General features: G+C 67.6%; 16 protein-coding genes. 10 read left to right on the plus strand and 6 right to left on the minus strand.

Going from position 1 to position 16119, the window contains the following annotated elements; translation table 11 throughout:
• Window positions 1-24: 24 nt before the first annotated feature.
• Window positions 25-1581: a cellulose biosynthesis protein BcsG gene (gene bcsG, locus HWX87_RS10565; protein WP_176047087.1), complete on the plus strand. Its 1557-nt coding sequence runs from the start codon at window positions 25-27 to the stop codon at window positions 1579-1581.
• Complete coding sequence (locus HWX87_RS10570; RefSeq protein WP_176047088.1) at window positions 1563-1760, plus strand: hypothetical protein; 198 nt, start codon at window positions 1563-1565, stop codon at window positions 1758-1760. The genes bcsG and HWX87_RS10570 overlap by 19 nt, the downstream gene beginning before the upstream one ends.
• 67 nt (window positions 1761-1827) lie before the next feature.
• Here the strand turns inward: HWX87_RS10570 and HWX87_RS10575 are convergent, their stop codons facing one another.
• Genes HWX87_RS10575 through HWX87_RS10590 form a run of 4 tightly spaced genes read right to left on the minus strand, consistent with a single transcriptional unit; the run spans window position 1828 to window position 5035 of the window.
• Window positions 1828-2712, minus strand: coding sequence for a pirin family protein (locus HWX87_RS10575; RefSeq protein WP_176047089.1), 885 nt, complete (start codon window positions 2710-2712; stop codon window positions 1828-1830).
• Window positions 2713-2744: 32 nt separating this feature from the next.
• A complete protein-coding gene (locus HWX87_RS10580) occupies window positions 2745-3137 on the minus strand; it encodes an OsmC family protein (RefSeq protein WP_176047090.1) in 393 nt (130 codons plus the stop codon).
• Window positions 3138-3183: 46 nt separating this feature from the next.
• Window positions 3184-4764, minus strand: a complete 1581-nt coding sequence (locus HWX87_RS10585) for a sodium:proton antiporter (protein WP_176047091.1) — start codon at window positions 4762-4764, stop codon at window positions 3184-3186.
• A 10-nt stretch (window positions 4765-4774) separates the two neighbouring features.
• On the minus strand, window positions 4775-5035 hold the full coding sequence (locus tag HWX87_RS10590) for a XapX domain-containing protein (RefSeq protein WP_176047163.1): 261 nt from the start codon (window positions 5033-5035) through the stop codon (window positions 4775-4777).
• Between the two features lie 276 nt (window positions 5036-5311).
• Here HWX87_RS10590 and HWX87_RS10595 point away from each other — a divergent pair, with 276 nt between their 5' ends.
• The gene (locus HWX87_RS10595) at window positions 5312-5998 is read left to right on the plus strand and encodes a hydrolase (RefSeq protein WP_176047092.1); all 687 of its coding nucleotides are present in this window, start codon (window positions 5312-5314) and stop codon (window positions 5996-5998) included.
• Between the two features lie 63 nt (window positions 5999-6061).
• Here the strand turns inward: HWX87_RS10595 and HWX87_RS10600 are convergent, their stop codons facing one another.
• Window positions 6062-6985, minus strand: coding sequence for a LysR family transcriptional regulator (locus HWX87_RS10600; protein ID WP_176047093.1), 924 nt, complete (start codon window positions 6983-6985; stop codon window positions 6062-6064).
• Between the two features lie 98 nt (window positions 6986-7083).
• Between HWX87_RS10600 and HWX87_RS10605 the strand changes: the two genes are divergently transcribed.
• The 6 genes from HWX87_RS10605 to HWX87_RS10630 are packed head-to-tail and all read left to right on the plus strand — an operon-like array spanning window position 7084 to window position 12724.
• Complete coding sequence (locus HWX87_RS10605) at window positions 7084-7251, plus strand: DUF1427 family protein (RefSeq protein ID WP_043182444.1); 168 nt, start codon at window positions 7084-7086, stop codon at window positions 7249-7251.
• Window positions 7252-7269: 18 nt separating this feature from the next.
• Window positions 7270-9156, plus strand: coding sequence for an amidohydrolase (locus HWX87_RS10610; RefSeq protein ID WP_176047094.1), 1887 nt, complete (start codon window positions 7270-7272; stop codon window positions 9154-9156).
• Window position 9157: 1 nt separating this feature from the next.
• Entirely contained in the window at window positions 9158-9619 is a 462-nt protein-coding gene (locus HWX87_RS10615) for a DoxX family protein (protein ID WP_244137653.1), read from the plus strand.
• A 26-nt stretch (window positions 9620-9645) separates the two neighbouring features.
• Window positions 9646-10563 (plus strand): glyoxalase, encoded by a 918-nt coding sequence (locus HWX87_RS10620; RefSeq protein ID WP_176047096.1) that lies wholly within the window; start codon window positions 9646-9648, stop codon window positions 10561-10563.
• The gene (locus tag HWX87_RS10625; RefSeq protein ID WP_176047097.1) at window positions 10560-11255 is read left to right on the plus strand and encodes a YoaK family protein; all 696 of its coding nucleotides are present in this window, start codon (window positions 10560-10562) and stop codon (window positions 11253-11255) included. Before HWX87_RS10620 ends, HWX87_RS10625 begins: the two co-directional genes overlap by 4 nt.
• Window positions 11252-12724, plus strand: coding sequence for an alginate export family protein (locus tag HWX87_RS10630; RefSeq protein WP_176047098.1), 1473 nt, complete (start codon window positions 11252-11254; stop codon window positions 12722-12724). Before HWX87_RS10625 ends, HWX87_RS10630 begins: the two co-directional genes overlap by 4 nt.
• Before the next feature lie 94 nt (window positions 12725-12818).
• On the opposite strand, the gene HWX87_RS10635 is transcribed toward HWX87_RS10630, so the two are convergent.
• Entirely contained in the window at window positions 12819-14405 is a 1587-nt protein-coding gene (locus tag HWX87_RS10635; protein WP_176047099.1) for an acid phosphatase, read from the minus strand.
• Between the two features lie 224 nt (window positions 14406-14629).
• On the opposite strand from HWX87_RS10635, the gene HWX87_RS10640 reads away from it, so the two are divergent.
• Complete coding sequence (locus HWX87_RS10640) at window positions 14630-16015, plus strand: cytochrome c peroxidase (protein ID WP_176047100.1); 1386 nt, start codon at window positions 14630-14632, stop codon at window positions 16013-16015.
• Window positions 16016-16119 lie beyond the last annotated feature (104 nt).

Consider the following 16119-nt stretch of genomic DNA (forward strand, 5'->3'; position numbering starts at 1 on the left):
GGCGCTCATCATGGAGTGGGTTAGATGACGTTCTGGAATCTGTATTTCATCCTGAAGTTCGCGCTGTTCGCGACCGGGCACCTGCAGCCGTTCTGGCTCGCGAACCTCGCGTTCGCGGTGGCGCTCGTGGCGAGCGCGCCGGTCCGGCAGCGCGCGTGGCGCATCGTCCGGCAGGTCGTGGCGATCGCGATCGCGGTGCCGCTGCTCGCGCGCGAGATGCATGCGCCGCCGCTCGCGCGGCTCGTCGACGCCGCGCGCGAAGTGAGCACGTTCCGCCTCGACTACTGGATGGAGCTGCTGCCGCGCCTGCTGCCGCCGTTGCTGGTATTGACGGTCGTCGGCGCGCTGATCGTCTATTTCATCGTCAACCGCTGGCTGCGCGTCGCGACGTTCGTGATGGCCGTGCTGATCGTGATGCCGTTGTGGCAGGCCGGCAGCGGGTTGATGGCGTGCGTCGTCGCGCCGGCCCAGCAGCAGGCGAACGTCACGGACGCCACGCGCGCCGGCCAGCCCGAGGACCACAACGCGGCGCTCGCGACGTTCCGCACCCAGGAGTCGCAGCGGCAGGTCGCGTTCGGCCATCTCGGCAACGATCCGGCCGCGCAGTTCGACGTGATCGTGCTGCACGTCTGCTCGCTGTCGTGGGACGACCTCGATGCGGCGAAGGTGCGCAACCATCCGATGCTGAACCACTTCGACTACCTGTTCACGAACTTCAGCACGGCCGCGAGCTACAGCGGCCCGGCGGCGATCCGCGTGCTGCGCGCGAGCTGCGGACAGGAGGCGCATGCCGACCTGTACAAGCCCGCGCAGCAGCAGTGCTACCTGTTCTCGCAACTGGCGCGCGCCGGCTACTCGGTGCAGTCGCTGCTGAACCACGACGGCCATTTCGACAACTTCCTGCAGGTGATCCACGACAACATCGGCGTGGCCGATGCGCCGATGATCTCGAACGCGGCCGCACCCGTCGCGATGCATGCGTTCGACGGCTCGGCGATCAAGGACGACTATTCGACGCTCGCGAACTGGTACGCGCAGCGCGCGTCGGTGCCGGGGCCGGTCGCGCTGTACTACAACACGATCAGCCTGCATGACGGCAACCGGGTCGTCGGCAGTTCGCTGACGAGCATCGACTCGTATCCGCAGCGCGCGACGAAGCTGATGAACGATTTCGACCGGCTCGCCGACCTGATCGCGCAGTCGGGCCGCCGCGCGGTGATCGTGTTCGTGCCCGAGCACGGCGCCGCGCTGCGCGGCGACAAGAACCAGGTCGCGGGCCTGCGCGAAATCCCGACGCCGCGCGTCGTGCACGGGCCGGTCGGCGTGCGGCTCGTCGGCTTCGCGGGCAACCACGGCGCGACGACCGTGATCGACCAGCCGGCCAGCTTCCTCGCGCTGTCGCAGTTGATGTCGAACCTGGTGTCGAACAGCCCGTTCAAGCCGGGCACGACGCTCGCGCAATACGCGGCGGACCTGCCGCGCACGCGGATGGTCGGCGAGAACGAAGGCACGGTGATGATGCAGACGGCCGCGGGCTACGCGGTGAAAACTCCGGACGGCGTATGGATCGACGAACAGTAATTCTCCCGAGCGATGGCGACGGCGATCGCCTGTCGCAGCCGAACGACGTGCGCGGTCTCGCGCGGCATCTGCCCGCGCTCGATCCCGAACGTTACGTCGACGAACAGGCGCGCCGCGCGTTCATCGAGTCGCTCGACCGCTGGCCGACGCTCGCGAAGTTGATGGGATTGAAGCCGTAAACGCACGACGGCCGGCATGCATGCCGGCCGTCGCGTCGTTGCGGGCGATCTGCCTATTGCCTATTGCCTAGTGCGCCTTGCGCTCCGGCTGGCGCGTCCATTCGTTTTCTTCGCCCGGCACCTTGCCGAACGTCTGATCGGCCCACGCGGCCCGCGCTGCGTCGATCTTCGCGCGCGCGCTCGACACGAAATTCCATTCGATGAACCGCTCGCCCGGCAGGTGTGCGCCGCCGAGCAGCATCACGCGCGCGCCGTTCGCGCTGGCGAGCGCCACGGTCGCGCCCGGTTCAAGCACGGCCATCGTCGCGGGGGCGAGTGGCGTGCCGTCGACGGTGAGATCGCCGTCGACGAGATACACGCCGCGCTCGTCGTGTTCTGCATCGAGCGCGAGTTGTCCGCCCGGCGTGAATTCCGCGTACGCGTAGAGCGTCGGCGAGAACACGGCGACCGGCGACGTCAGCCCGAACGCGGTGCCTGCGATCACGCGCACGTTCGCGCCGTCGCGTGTGAACGACGGCAGCGTGTCGGCCGCGTGGTGAACGAACGCGGGCGTGGTGTCTTCATGCTCGACCGGCAGCGCGACCCAGGTCTGGATCCCGTGGACCGGCTGATCGTGCGGGCGGTCTTCGTCGGGCGAGCGTTCCGAATGCACGATGCCGCGGCCGGCCGTCATCCAGTTCACGTCGCCCGGCACGATCTTCTGCCGGAAGCCGAGGCTGTCGTGATGCATCAGCGAGCCGTCGAACAGGTAGGTGACGGTCGCGAGCCCGATGTGCGGATGCGGCAGCACGTCGATACCGCGGCCGGCCGGCAGCACGGCCGGGCCCATCTCGTCGAAGAAGATGAACGGGCCGACGAGGCGCGCGGCGCGCGCGGGGAGCACGCGGCGCACGACGAGGTTGCCGATGTCGCTTTCGCGCGGCGTGAGCAGGGTCTTGATCGATGCGGACATGGTGGGGATTCTCGTGGTCGATGCGGAAAGCGTCAGGCGATCGCCGTGTCGATCGTGATCGGATGCGTGAGGATCTTGTGAACCGGGCACGCATTCGCGATCTGCAGCAGGCGCTCGCGCTGCTCGCCGGTCAGGTCGCCGTCGAGCGTGATGCGGCGCACGATCGTGCTGCCCGCGCTGCCCGATTCGTGCGCGAGCTTCACGTGCACTTCGGCGAGCGGCCAGCCCTTGCGTTGCGCATACATCTTCAGCGTGATCGCGGTGCACGCGCCGAGGCTCGACAGCAGCAGTGCGACGGGCGTCGGTGCCGCATCGCCGCCGCCGAGCGACGCCGGTTCGTCGGCACGCCACTGGTGGACGCCGTCGGTGAAGTGGACGAGGTAATCGACCGAGCCGATGCTCGCTTCGACGGACAGTTCGCTCATTGCAGATCCATGGAAAAAGGGGGAGGGCCGGCGGCGTGGCCGGGCATTACGGTTCGAGCAGGCGCTGCAGCCGCAGTTCCTCGAAATCGAGCTCCGATTCGATCCGGTGCAGCACCGTGTCGTCGACCTTGCCGTCGCGATGCAGGTCGAGCAGCGCCTGGCGCGACACGCCGACGAGTTCGAGCTCGACGCGCAGCATGCGCGCACGCACGCGGGCCGGTTCGGCGCCTTGCCGGTGCGCGCGTTCGTTGAACGTGACGCGGTTGCGGTATTCGGCGAGCAGGCGGTCGAGCGACTGGCGTTCGAGATCCGATCCGCGCTGCTCGCGCGCATCGAGTTCGGCGAGCGCCGCACCGAACGTCTGCGCGCGCACCGCGTGCTCGGACATCGTGTGACGCGCGGCCGGCCGCAGCTTCAGCACGCGGATCAGCGGCGCGAGCGTGCCGCCCTGCACGACCAGTGTCGCGATGATTAGCAGGAACGTGCTGAACAGGATCAGGTCGCGGCCGGGGAAGTTGCTCGGCAGCGCGATCGCGGCCGCGAGGCTCACGACGCCGCGCATGCCCGACCAGCCGAGCACGACGGCCTCGCGCCACGACCACGGCGCGTGGCCCGCGCGCGGCGCGCGCAGGCGGCCCGGCAGCCACATCGCGACGAACACCCACACGACGCGCGCGCCGATCGCGGCGGCCGTCGCGGGCAGCGCGACGCGCAGGCCGGCCATCAGCACCGCGCCTTCGTGGTTCACGCGTGCGAGGATCGCGTGCAGCGCGAGACCGATCAGGATGAACACGAGCGCGTCGAGCACGAACACGATCGCCTCCCACGTCGCCTTCGCCTTGATCCGCATGTCGGCGTCGAACACGCGATGCTGGCGCACGCCGAGCACCAGGCCGCAGGTGACGACCGACAGCACGCCCGAACCGTCGACGGCTTCTGCGATCCCGTAGCTGCCCCACGCCATCGCGAAGGTCACGACGATGCCGAGCATCGGATCGCGCAGGCGCGGCAGCACCCAGCACATCGCATGGCCGCAGGCGAGGCCGACCGCGATGCCGATCAGCGTGAGCGAGAAGAACAGGCCGGTGGCGCTCGCGGTCGTGATCGACACGGCGAGCGCGGCCGACACGGCCATCTGGTACAGCAGCAGGCCCGATGCGTCGTTGACGAGGCTTTCGCCTTCGAGCACCGCGACGAGCCGCGCGGGCAGCGGATGGCGTTGCAGGATCGCCTTCGCGGCGACCGCGTCGGGCGGCGACACGATCGCGCCGAGCGTGAAGCACGCGGCCCACGGCAGCGACGGGTTGGCCGCATGCACGGCCACCGCGACCGCGACGGTCGTGAACGCCACCGCGCCGAGCGCGAGCGACGCGATCGATGCGAGCTCCTGGCGGAATTCCTTCCACGCGGTGTAGAACCCGCTCGACATCAGCAGCGGCGGCAGCACGGCCGCGAGCAGCAGCGCCGGGTCCATGTCGGGCACGCGCTTGCCGGCGATCGCGACCACGCAGCCGCCGAGCAGCAGCACGACGGCCGGCGGAATCGAGATGCGTTCCGCGAGCCACGTGAGCGCGCCTGCGCCGCAGATCAACAGCAGCAGGTAATGAAACAGTTCGACGTTGCTCATGAGCCTTGCGTCACGACGGCTTGCGGTCGTTTGCGGCACCGCCCGGCAGCGTGCCGAACATGTGCTGGCTGCACTGCGCGTCGCGCCATGCGGTGTTCAGCCGGTAGCCGGCCAGCATCCGGCGCGCGAGCGGCAGGATCTGCTCGCCGGCCAGCATGCCGAGCAGGCCGACGAGCGCGATGATCGGCGGCGCCGGCGAATTCACGCCGAGCGCGCCATAGATGACACCGGCGAGGATGCCGGCGAGCAGCGACAGGAAATACGGTTTCATGGTGAGCATCCGGTGATGGCCGACGAGCGACGCGGTGCGTGTCGTCAAGGTCTTGAAAGCGTATCGGGTTTGCGTGAAGAAAAAAAGGGCGGGTAGCCCCGATCGGGCATCGATTCCGGAATCGGATCGATTCCATTTCTTGGATGTTCGCGCCGCGCGTTTGCGGCTTAAATATTTCGAGCCGGATGACGATCCGGCACCGACGTACCTCCGGCTCCTCCCGTTTTCACGGTCGAGGCAGGCCCCCCTTTTTTCGTTCACAGGACACCTTGCGCCATGAGCAATCCGAAACTTGAAGTACTGACGCCGCAGAACAGCCAGCTGATCTTCATCGACCAGCAGCCGCAGATGGCATTCGGCGTGCAGTCGATCGATCGCCAGACGCTGAAGAACAACGTCGTCGGGCTCGCGAAGGCCGCGAAGGCGTTCAACATTCCGACCACGATCACGACGGTCGAGACCGAGAGCTTCTCCGGCCATACGTTCCCCGAGCTGCTCGACGTGTTCCCGAACCAGAAGCTGCTCGAACGCACGTCGATGAACTCGTGGGACGACCAGAAGGTACGTGATGCGCTCGCCGCGAACGGCCGCAAGAAGGTGATCGTCTCGGGCCTGTGGACGGAGGTTTGCAATACGACGTTCGCGCTGTGCGCGATGCTCGAGGGCGACTACGAGATCTACATGGTGGCCGACGCATCGGGCGGCACGTCGCAGGCCGCGCACGACTTTGCGATGCAGCGGATGGTGCAGGCCGGTGTCGTGCCCGTTACGTGGCAGCAGGTCGTGCTCGAGTGGCAGCGCGACTGGGCGCGCCGCGATACGTACGACGCGGTGATGTCGCTCGTGCGCGAGCACTCGGGTGCGTACGGGATGGGTGTCGACTACGCCTACACGATGGTCCACAAGGCTGCGCAGCGCACCGCGACGCCGCACGAGTCGGTCGCGGCAGTCCCGGCGAAGTAACGGGCCGCCGGCTGCGATCGTCGCGCGGGATGCGGCGATCGCCTGCCATCGGCCATCGCGCGGTCAGGTGATGGGCAGCGCCCACGGTGCGTGCGCGAAGTGCTCAGCGAGGAAGTCGAGCAACACCGTCACGCGCGCGGCGCGCAGCATGCCGGGCGGCGTGACGAGGTTCACGTTGATGTCCGCGATCTTCCAGTCGTTCATCACTTCCTCGAGCTCGCCGCGTTGCATCGCTTCCCACACGAGGAATTCGGGCTGCAGTGCAAGGCCGTGACCGGCGACGAGCGCGGGAAGGATCACGTCCGCGTTGTTGGTGCGGATGCGTCCGTGCACGGACACACCGACTTCGTCGCCCGAGGCCGGGTGGCGGAAGCGCCAGTGCTCAGGCGTCGGCAGGTTCGTGTAGGTGAGGCACACGTGCTGTTCGATGTCGCGCGGGTGCGCAGGACGGCCGCGCCGGTCGAGGTAAGCCGGTGCCGCGACGAGCGGCCGGCGCACTGCGCAGAGGCGACGCGAGCGCAGCGACGAATCGTTGAGTTCGGCGATGCGGATCGCGACGTCGAAGCCGCCGGACACGATGTCGACGATGTGATCGGTGAGCACGAGGTCGATGTCGACGCGCGGATAGCGCTCGAGAAACGCGGGCAGCACCGGCGAAAGGTGGCGCAGCCCGAACGACATCGGCGCATTCACGCGCACGAGGCCGTGCGGTTCGAGCGCCTGTGCGGACGCCTCGTTCTCGATCAGCTCGGCGTCGGCGAGCAGGCGGATCGCGCGGTCGCGCAGCAGTTCGCCGGTCGGTGTGAGGGACAGCTTGCGCGACGTGCGGTACAGCAGCATCGCACCGAGACGTTTTTCGAGGCGCGCGATCGCTTTCGACACGGTCGGTTGCGACACGCCGAGCAGGTCGGCGGCTTTCGCGAACGAACCGGTCTCCGCGACGCGCGCAAAGATGGCCCAGGCTTCGAGATCAGGAAGGTGTTGCATGGTCGGAATGGATGGCAGGGAAGCGAAACGGATGCGACGTGCCGCGAGGGCGCGTGCGCGATGCAGGTGATTCTAATCCGGCCGGGAGAAAAATCGTTATGGAATCTTATCTACTTTCGTTGGGCGCCGGCGTGCTGATCGGCGTCGTATACAGCGTGATCAAGGTGCGCTCGCCGGCACCGCCGCTGATCGCGCTCGTCGGCCTGGCCGGCATGCTGATCGGCGCACAGGCGATCGCGCCGGTCCGTCACTGGCTCGGCTTCTGACCGCATCGAGGACACTTCATGAGCGCAACCGATACTCAACCCGATCTCATCCTGCACAACGGGCGCATCACGACGCTCGATCGTGCGAACCCGGTCGCGACCGCCGTCGCGATCAAGGACGGCCGCTTCGTCGCGGTCGGCGGCAACGCGGACATCGTGCCGCTCGCGGGCCGCGCGACGAAGGTCGTCGATCTCGACGGCCGCACCGTGCTGCCGGGCCTGATCGACAACCACACGCACGTGATTCGCGGCGGCCTGAACTACAACCTCGAACTGCGCTGGGACGGCGTGCGTTCGCTCGCGGTCGCGATGGAGATGCTGAAACGCCAGGTCGCCATCACGCCCGCGCCGCAATGGGTGCGCGTGGTCGGCGGCTTCACCGAACACCAGTTCGCCGAGAAGCGCCTGCCGACGATCGACGAACTCAACGCGGCGGCGCCAGACACGCCCGTGTTCATCCTGCACCTGTACGACCGCGCGCTGTTGAACGCGGCCGCGCTGCGCGTGGTCGGCTACACGAAGGACACGCCCGAGCCGCCGGGCGGCACGATCCTGCGCGACGCGGCAGGCAACCCGACCGGGCTGCTGCTCGCGAATCCGAACGCGACGATCCTCTATGCGACGCTCGCGAAAGGGCCGAAACTGCCGTTCGACTACCAGTACAACTCGACGCGCCACTTCATGCGCGAGCTGAACCGGCTCGGCGTGACCGGGGTGATCGATGCGGGCGGTGGCTCGCAGAACTATCCCGACGACTACGAGGTGATCCGCAAGCTGCACGATGCAGGCGAGATGACTGTGCGGATCGCATACAACCTGTTCACGCAGAAGCCGAACGCGGAGAAGGAAGACTTCGTGAACTGGACGAAGAGCGTCACGTATCACGACGGCACCGACTACTTCCGCCACAACGGCGCGGGCGAGATGCTGGTGTTTTCGGCGGCCGACTTCGAGGACTTTCGCGTCGCGCGGCCGGACTTGCCCGCACAGATGGAAGACGATCTCGAAGGTGTCGTGCGCGTGCTCGCGCAGAACCGCTGGCCGTGGCGCATGCATGCGACCTACGACGAAACGATCAGCCGCGCGCTCGACGTGTTCGAGAAGGTGAACCGCGATATTCCGCTCGACGGGCTGAACTGGTTCTTCGATCATGCAGAAACGGTCTCCGAACAATCGATGGACCGGATCGCCGCACTCGGCGGCGGCATTGCGGTGCAGCACCGGATGGCGTACCAGGGCGAGTACTTCGTCGAGCGTTACGGCGCGAAGGCGGCCGAGGCGACGCCGCCCGTCGCGAAGATGCTCGACAAGGGGCTCAAGGTGTCGGCTGGTACGGACGCGACGCGCGTCGCGTCGTACAACCCATGGGTGTCGCTCGCGTGGCTCGTGACGGGCAAGACGGTCGGCGGCTTGCGGATGTATCCGCAGCGCAACCTGCTCGATCGCGAGACCGCGCTGCGCATGTGGACCGAGTACGTGACGTGGTTCTCGAACGAGGAGGGCAAGAAAGGGCGGATCGCGGTCGGGCAGCTTGCCGACCTGATGGTCCCGGATCGCGATTTCTTCACATGCGCTGAGGACGATATCGTGGACACGTCCGCGTTGCTGACGGTGGTCGGTGGAAGGATCGTATGGGGCGCGGGGCCGTTCGCGTCGCACGACGCGCCGATTCCGCCCGCGATGCCTGACTGGTCGCCGGTGCGCGAATACGGCGGTTATGGCGGCTGGGGTGCGACGCAACGCAACGGCGCGCCGCTGCAGCGTGCAGCCGCCGCTGCATGCGGCTGTTCGAGCGCGTGCAACGTGCACGGGCATGCGCATGCGGGTGCGTGGAGCCGTGCGTTGCCGACGTCGGATGCGAAGGGCTTCTGGGGCGCGTTCGGCTGTTCGTGCTGGGCGGTCTGACGTGGCGGCCCCGACCAACCCCGGCGGCGTCGGCAATCCGGCATGGGTCCGCGCGCTGCTCGCGCAGCCGTGGGTCCTGCCGTTCGTGCGCTTGGCGCTGGTGTCCGCGTACCTGATCGGCGGCATCGCGAAGGCGCTGGACTTCGGCGGCGCGGTCGCGGAGCAGGCGCATTTCGGCTTGCAGCCGGCCGCGCTGTGGGCGGCGCTCGCGATCGTGGTCGAGATCGCCGGCTCGCTGTGCGTGGCGTTCAACCGTTTCACGTGGCTCGGTGCCGGCAGCCTCGGCATGCTGACGCTGGTCGCGATGGCGGTCGCGAACGATTTCTGGAACCGCACGGGCGCCGAGCATTTCATGGCGCTCAACAGCTTTTTCGAGCATCTCGGACTGATCGCGGCACTCGTGCTCGCGACGCTGCTCGCCGATACGAAGCACGCGGCCGGTGACGGCCGCACCACTCGATGACGATGAAACAACCAGGAAAACCCTTCATGAAAACCATTCGTTCCGTGTTGCTCGCCGCAATAATCGCGGGCGGTCTCGCCATCGCGCCTGTCGCGTTCGCGAAGACGCCGGTCACGAAGGCCGTCGCGACGCCGGCCGTGGCGGTCGGCCCGCAGTACGACACGACGCACGTGTGCGTGCCGCCCGACGATTTCGACCGCTTCACCGACAGCTTCGTCGCGACGTTCGGCGGCAAGAAGTCGAAGCAGGGCGTGTTCCAGGTCACGCCCACGCCGAGCCAGACGATGTCGCAGCTCGTGCTCACGCCGGTCGGGACGATCTCGGTGTTCGGCTTCAAGACGCCGATCCCGTATCCGTTCTGCGCGGAGCGCACCGGTTATCTCGTCACCGATCTCGACGTCGCGATGAAGTCGGCACGCGCGCACGGTGCGGACGTGGTCGTCGACACGTTCCCCGATCCGATCGGCCGCGACGCGATCATCCGCTGGTCGGGCGGCGTGAACATGCAGCTGTACTGGCATACCGAAGCGCCGCGCTATGACGCGCTGGAGACGGTGCCCGAGAACCGCGTGTACGTGTCGCCGGAAAGCGCCGACAAGCTCGTACGCGACTTCGTCGCGTTCTCGCACGGCAAGGTCGTGTCCGACGTGCGCAACGCCCCGGGTGTCGAGATTGGCCGGCCGAACGACACGTACCGCCGCATCCGAATCGAATCGGGCTTCGGCAAGATGACGGTACTCGCCACCGACGGCCATCTGCCTTACCCGTTCGGCCGCGAGATGACCGGCTACGAAGTGGCCGATCTCGCCGGGACGTTGAAGAAGGCGCAGGCCGCGGGCGTGACGGTGCTCGTGCCGGCGTTCACGTCGGACGGCCGCGACGCGGCGCTCGTGCAGTTCCCGGGCGGCTACGTCGCCGAGATCCACGCGGGCGCGGCGCGATGAAGCACGAGGACACGATCCTAGCCGCGGTGGCCGGCTTCGTCGACACGCTGAGCTTCGTCGCGCTGTTCGGGCTGTTCACCGCGCACGTGACGGGCAACTTCGTGCTGATCGGCGCGGGCATCGCGGGTTTCGGCCAGGGTGTCGTGCTGAAGCTCAGCGTGTTTCCCGCGTTCGTGTGCGGTGTGATCGCGAGCAGCCTGATCGCGCGGTCGATGTCCGCGCGGCCCGCGTGGCAGGGTACGCGGGCGCTGCATGCGGTGCAGGCCGTGCTGCTGCTCGGCTTTTGCGCGGCCGGCGTGTGGGCGACGCCCGTCACGCAGCCCGACAGCCTGCCGGCGCTCGTGGCCGGCATCGTCGGCACGTTCGCGATGGGCGTGCAGAACGCGCATCCGCGCGTGATCCCGCGCGCCGGTGTGCCGAACACAGTGATGACCGGCAACGTCACGCAGGCGATCCTCGACGTCGTCGACATGTTGTCTCCCGGCACGGCCGACAGCGTGCGCGCGGCCGCACGCGCGCGCTTCGCGAAGATGCTGCCGGCGATCGTCGCATTCGCGCTCGGCGCGGCGGGCGGTGCGCTCGGGTTCCGCCACGTCGGGTTCCTGGCGCTGCTCGCGCCCGTCTGCGCGTTGGCGGCGCTCGCGCTGTGCGCGTCGCAAGCGGCCGACACCGTCAAGCAGGAGCACGCATGAGCCAGTGGCGGGAACGAAGACATCGCGTGCGCAGCTTCGATCGTGCGGCTCGTGTGTCGGTCTTCGCGGGACTGCTGCTCGCGGGCGCCGATGCGGCATATGCGGAAACCGCGGCGCCACCGGCGGCCGCCGACGGCGCGCCTGCCGCGACCTGCACGGCCAAGCGGCCGACCGTGCTGTTCAACCGCTGGCAGGAAGACTGGTCGGTACTCGCGAATCCATGCGTGCCGCGCGCGCCGCTCGACGGGTTGAAATACATCCCGCTCGGCAACGATCCGGCCTCCTATCTGTCGCTCGGCGTGAACCTGCGCGAGCGCCTCGAGACCAACGACGCGCCGCTGTTCGGCATCGGCTCCGCGCAATCGGATACCTACCTGATCCAGCGCGTCGAAGTGCATGCCGACGCGCATCTCGGCCAGCACTGGCAATTCTTCGTGCAGTTGCAGGACGACCGCGCATTCGGCAAGAACACGATCACGCCGGTCGACAAGAACCCGCTCGATCTCGAACAGGCGTTCGCGACCTACACGGGTGCGCTCGGCGGCGGCACGTTCAAGTTCCGCGTCGGCCGCCAGGAGATGGCATTCGACTTGCAGCGCTTCATCGCCGCGCGCGACGGCCCGAACGTGCGGCAGGCGTTCGATGCGGTGTGGGCCGACTACGAGTACCAGAAGTGGCGCTTCATCGGATACGCGACGCAGCCGGTGCAGAACCGCACCGTGTCCGCGTTCGACGACGTGTCGAACCGCGATCTCACGTTCAGCGGCGTGCGCGTCGAGCGGCAGTCGGTCGGGCCCGGCGACCTGTCGGGCTACTGGTCGCGCTACAACCGCAGCAACGCGCGCTTTCTCGATGCGAGCGGCGCCGAGCGGCGCGACGTATGGGACCTGCGTTATACCGGTACGCAGGGCCGCTTCGACTGGGACCTCGAAACGATGTTGCAGACGGGCACGGTCGGCAGCAGCTCGATCCGGGCATGGGCGGTGGGCTCGATCGCCGGCTACCGGCTCGACGCGCCGTGGTCGCCGCGCGTCGCACTGCAGGTCGATGCGGCGTCGGGCGACCGGCATCCGCACGACGGCCGCGTCGGCACCTTCAATCCGCTGTTTCCGAACGGCTATTACTTCACGCTGGCGGGCTTCACGGGCTACTCGAACCTGATCCACGTGAAGCCGTCCGTGACGCTGAAGCCGTCGCCGAACCTGTCGCTGCTCGGCGCGCTCGGTTTCCAGTGGCGCGAGACGACCGGCGACGCGGTCTACCAGCAGGGCAACGCGGTCGTACCGGGCACGGCAGGCAAGGGCGGGTTGTGGACGGGGATGTACGTGCAGCTGCGTGCGGACTGGACGATCGCCGCGAACCTGATCGGTGCGGTCGAGGCCGTGCATTTCCAGGTCGGCGATGCGATCCGGCAGGCGGGCGGGCACAACGCCGATTACGTCGGCGTCGAGCTGAAGTACGGCTGGTAACACACGCGCGTACCGATGAAAAAAGGGCGGCCAGGAGGCCGCCCTTCGTGCGTTCGCGGCCGGCGATGACACCGGCCCGCTCGTCGCGATGCCGTTACAGGTTCGGCGACAGCGCGAGTGCGTTCGTCAGGTCGCCCATCGGCTGGCCGCCGTTCGCCTTCAGCGCGTCGTCGCGCTGTTGCAGGCCCGCGAGGCGCGGCAGCGAGAAGCGGCGCGTGATGAAACGCAGGATCGACGCGGTGTCGTACTGCGTGTGGTCGACGAAACCCTTCTTCGAGAACGGCGACACGATCAGCGCCGGAATCCGCGTGCCCGGGCCCCAGCGATCGCCCTTCGGCGGCGACACGTGATCCCAGAAGCCGCCGTTTTCGTCGTACGTGACGACCACGACCATGTTCTTCCACTGCGGGCTCGCCTGCAGGTGCGCGATCACGTTCGCGATGTGCTGGTCGCCGCTCGACACGTCCGTGTAGCCCGCATGTTCGTTCAGGTTGCCCTGCGGCTTGTAGAACGCGACTTGCGGCAGCGTGCCCGCGTCGATCGCCTTGATGAACTCGCTGCCGTCGGTGCCGCCGTCGAGCAAGTGCTGCGCGCGGCTCGTGCTGCCCGGTGCCTGGTTCGCGTAGTAGTTGAACGGCTGGTGGTGCGGCTGGAAGTTCGGCGCCGTCATGTTCGGGCCGTAGATCACGTTCGCCGTGCCGCTCTGCGCAGCCTGCAGCGCCTGGTTCCACGCGCCGCCGTACCACGCCCACGACACGCCGGCGCTGGTCATCAGGTCGCCGATGTTCTGCTGCGACTGCGGCGGCATCGTCGACGCCGCCGACGGGTCGGCGAGGTTCGGATCGCCGCCCGACGCGGCCTTGTTGCCGCTCGGCTGATACGGCGGCTGCATCGTGTTGATCGCGTAGAAGTCCGGCGTCAGGTTGCCCGAGTTCACGAACTTCGGAATGCCGTCGAGCGCGGATGCCGGCGAGTTGGTCGCGAGTTGCAGCGACTTGCCGTCGGCGGCGACGGCCGAGATCGAGCCGGCGGCCGGGCTCTTGTCCGCGTTCGCATAGAACGGCGCGCATGCGCAGATCAGGTACTGGTGATTCAGGAACGAGCCGCCGAACGCGCCCATGAAGAAGTTGTCGGCCAGCGTGAACTGCTGCGCGATCTTCCACAGCGGCAGCTTCGTCGCGTCGGGCGTGTAGTGGCCCATCACGAGGCCGCCGGAGTCGGCCCATGCGGCGAACATGTCGTTCTTGCCGCCGTTGATCTGCATCTGGTTCTCGTAGAAGCGGTGATACAGGTCGCGTGTCGTCACGCTCATCGGCGTGTTGAAACCGTTCGGGTCGTCGATCGCGAAGGGCGCGTTCGGCAGGTTCGCCGTCATCGCTTCCGTCACGGCAGGCGTCACGCCCTTCGCGGTCAGGCCGCCCCAGACCTTCGGCAGCGTCGCGAGCGGCTGGCCGTTGCGGTCCTTCTGCTGTGCGCTGGCCGCGGTCACGTTCTGCAGGCCGTTCGCGCCCGGGAAGTTGCCGTACAGGTTGTCGAAGCTGCGGTTTTCCGCATAGATCACGACGACGTTCTTCACCGTCGACAGACCTTGCTGCTGCACGTCGTCGCCGCCGCAGGCGGTGAGGGCGGCCGCCGCCGCTACGGCGATCGGTGTAAAGCGAATCCAGGCGTGGTTTTTCATCCGTTGTACTCTCTATCTCTCTCTTGTCGCGTGGGGAACCGGCGCATTCGTGTACCGCCGGTTCGCGAGGTGACCGTGGCATGTCCGGCTGCACGCATTTTGAGGGTGCGATTTGACAGGCGGGTGTAGGCGTCCTTTCGATTAGCTGTCGGCGAGTCGTCATGTAACGGTCATGCGACTGACATAAACTCCGGCCGCTCCTGAACCTACTTTCCGACGAATCGATGAAGCCTCGCCAACCGACAGCCGGCGCGTTCGCGCGTTCGTGGCTGCATCTCACCGGCGCATTCGCGCTGGCCGCCACGCTCGTCACCCTTGCCGGCTGTGACGGACAGCCCGGTGCCGGTACGCCGGCCGCACCGGCCGCGAGCGCGGCGAGTGCGTCGGGCGCCGCGAATCTGGTTGCGTCCGCAACGGTTGCCGCGAGCGGTGCCGTGGTCGCGACGAACCAGCCGCAGACGCGCGCGCAAGTTTACGAAGGCGTGCGCCGGATGACGGCGCTCGGCAAGCAACTTTTCTTCGACCCTACGCTGTCAGGTTCCGGCAAGCTCGCGTGCGCGTCGTGTCACAGCCCCGATCACGCGTTCGGGCCGCCCAATGCGCTGGCCGTGCAGTTGGGCGGCGACGACATGAAGCATCCGGGCTTTCGCGCGGTGCCGTCGCTGAAGTACCTGCAGGGCGTGCCGCAGTTCACCGAGCACTTCCACGATTCCGACGACGAAGGCGACGAGAGCGTCGATGCAGGCCCGACGGGCGGCCTCACGTGGGACGGCCGCGTCGATACGGGTGCCGAGCAGGCGCGCATTCCGCTGACTTCGCCGTTCGAGATGAACAGCTCGCCCGCGAAGGTCGCGCAGGCCGTGAAGGCCGCGCCGTATGCGGACGAGTTCCGCGCGGTGTTCGGCGTGAAGGTGCTCGACGACGATGCGGCCACGTTCAAGGCCGTGCTGCGCGCGCTTGAAACCTTCGAGCAGACGCCCGAACTGTTCTCGCCGTACACGAGCAAGTACGACGCGTATCTCGCGGGTCGTGCACAGCTCACGCCGGCCGAACTGCGCGGGCTGCAATTGTTCAACGACGAGAAGAAGGGCAATTGCGCGAGCTGCCACATCAGCCAGCGTGCGCTCGACGGCACGCCGCCGCAGTTCAGCGATTTCGGGCTGATCGCGATCGCGGTGCCGCGCAACCGCGCGCTGCCCGTCAACCGCGACCCGCGCTTTTACGATCTCGGCGCATGCGGCCCCGAGCGCACCGACCTGAAGGGCCGCGACGAATTCTGCGGGCTGTTCCGCACGCCGTCGCTGCGCAACGTCACGCTGCGCAAGACCTTCTTCCACAACGGCGTGTATCACACGCTCGAGGACGTGATGCGCTTCTACGTCGAGCGCGACATCCATCCGGAGAAGTTCTACCCGGTCGTGCACGGCAAGGTCCAGATTTACGACGACCTGCCGAAGCGCTACTGGCCGAACATCAACCGCGAAGCGCCGTTCGACCGCAAGCGCGGCGAGCAGCCGGCGCTGAACGCGGCCGAGATCAAGGACGTGATCGCATTCCTCGGCACGCTGACTGACGGATATCAGCAAACGGCCGCGCCGGCCGGGCACTAGAAGGCATCGCCGGTTGCACGCATGCTATGCTCGCTCGTTGACGGGCGTGGCGCGAGCCGGTTCGCCGGCATGCGCCACGCCGTTCGATCGAACATCCAAGGAGA

It is taken from the genome of Burkholderia sp. BCC1644 (genome assembly GCF_902833225.1).
Lineage (GTDB): Bacteria > Pseudomonadota > Gammaproteobacteria > Burkholderiales > Burkholderiaceae > Burkholderia.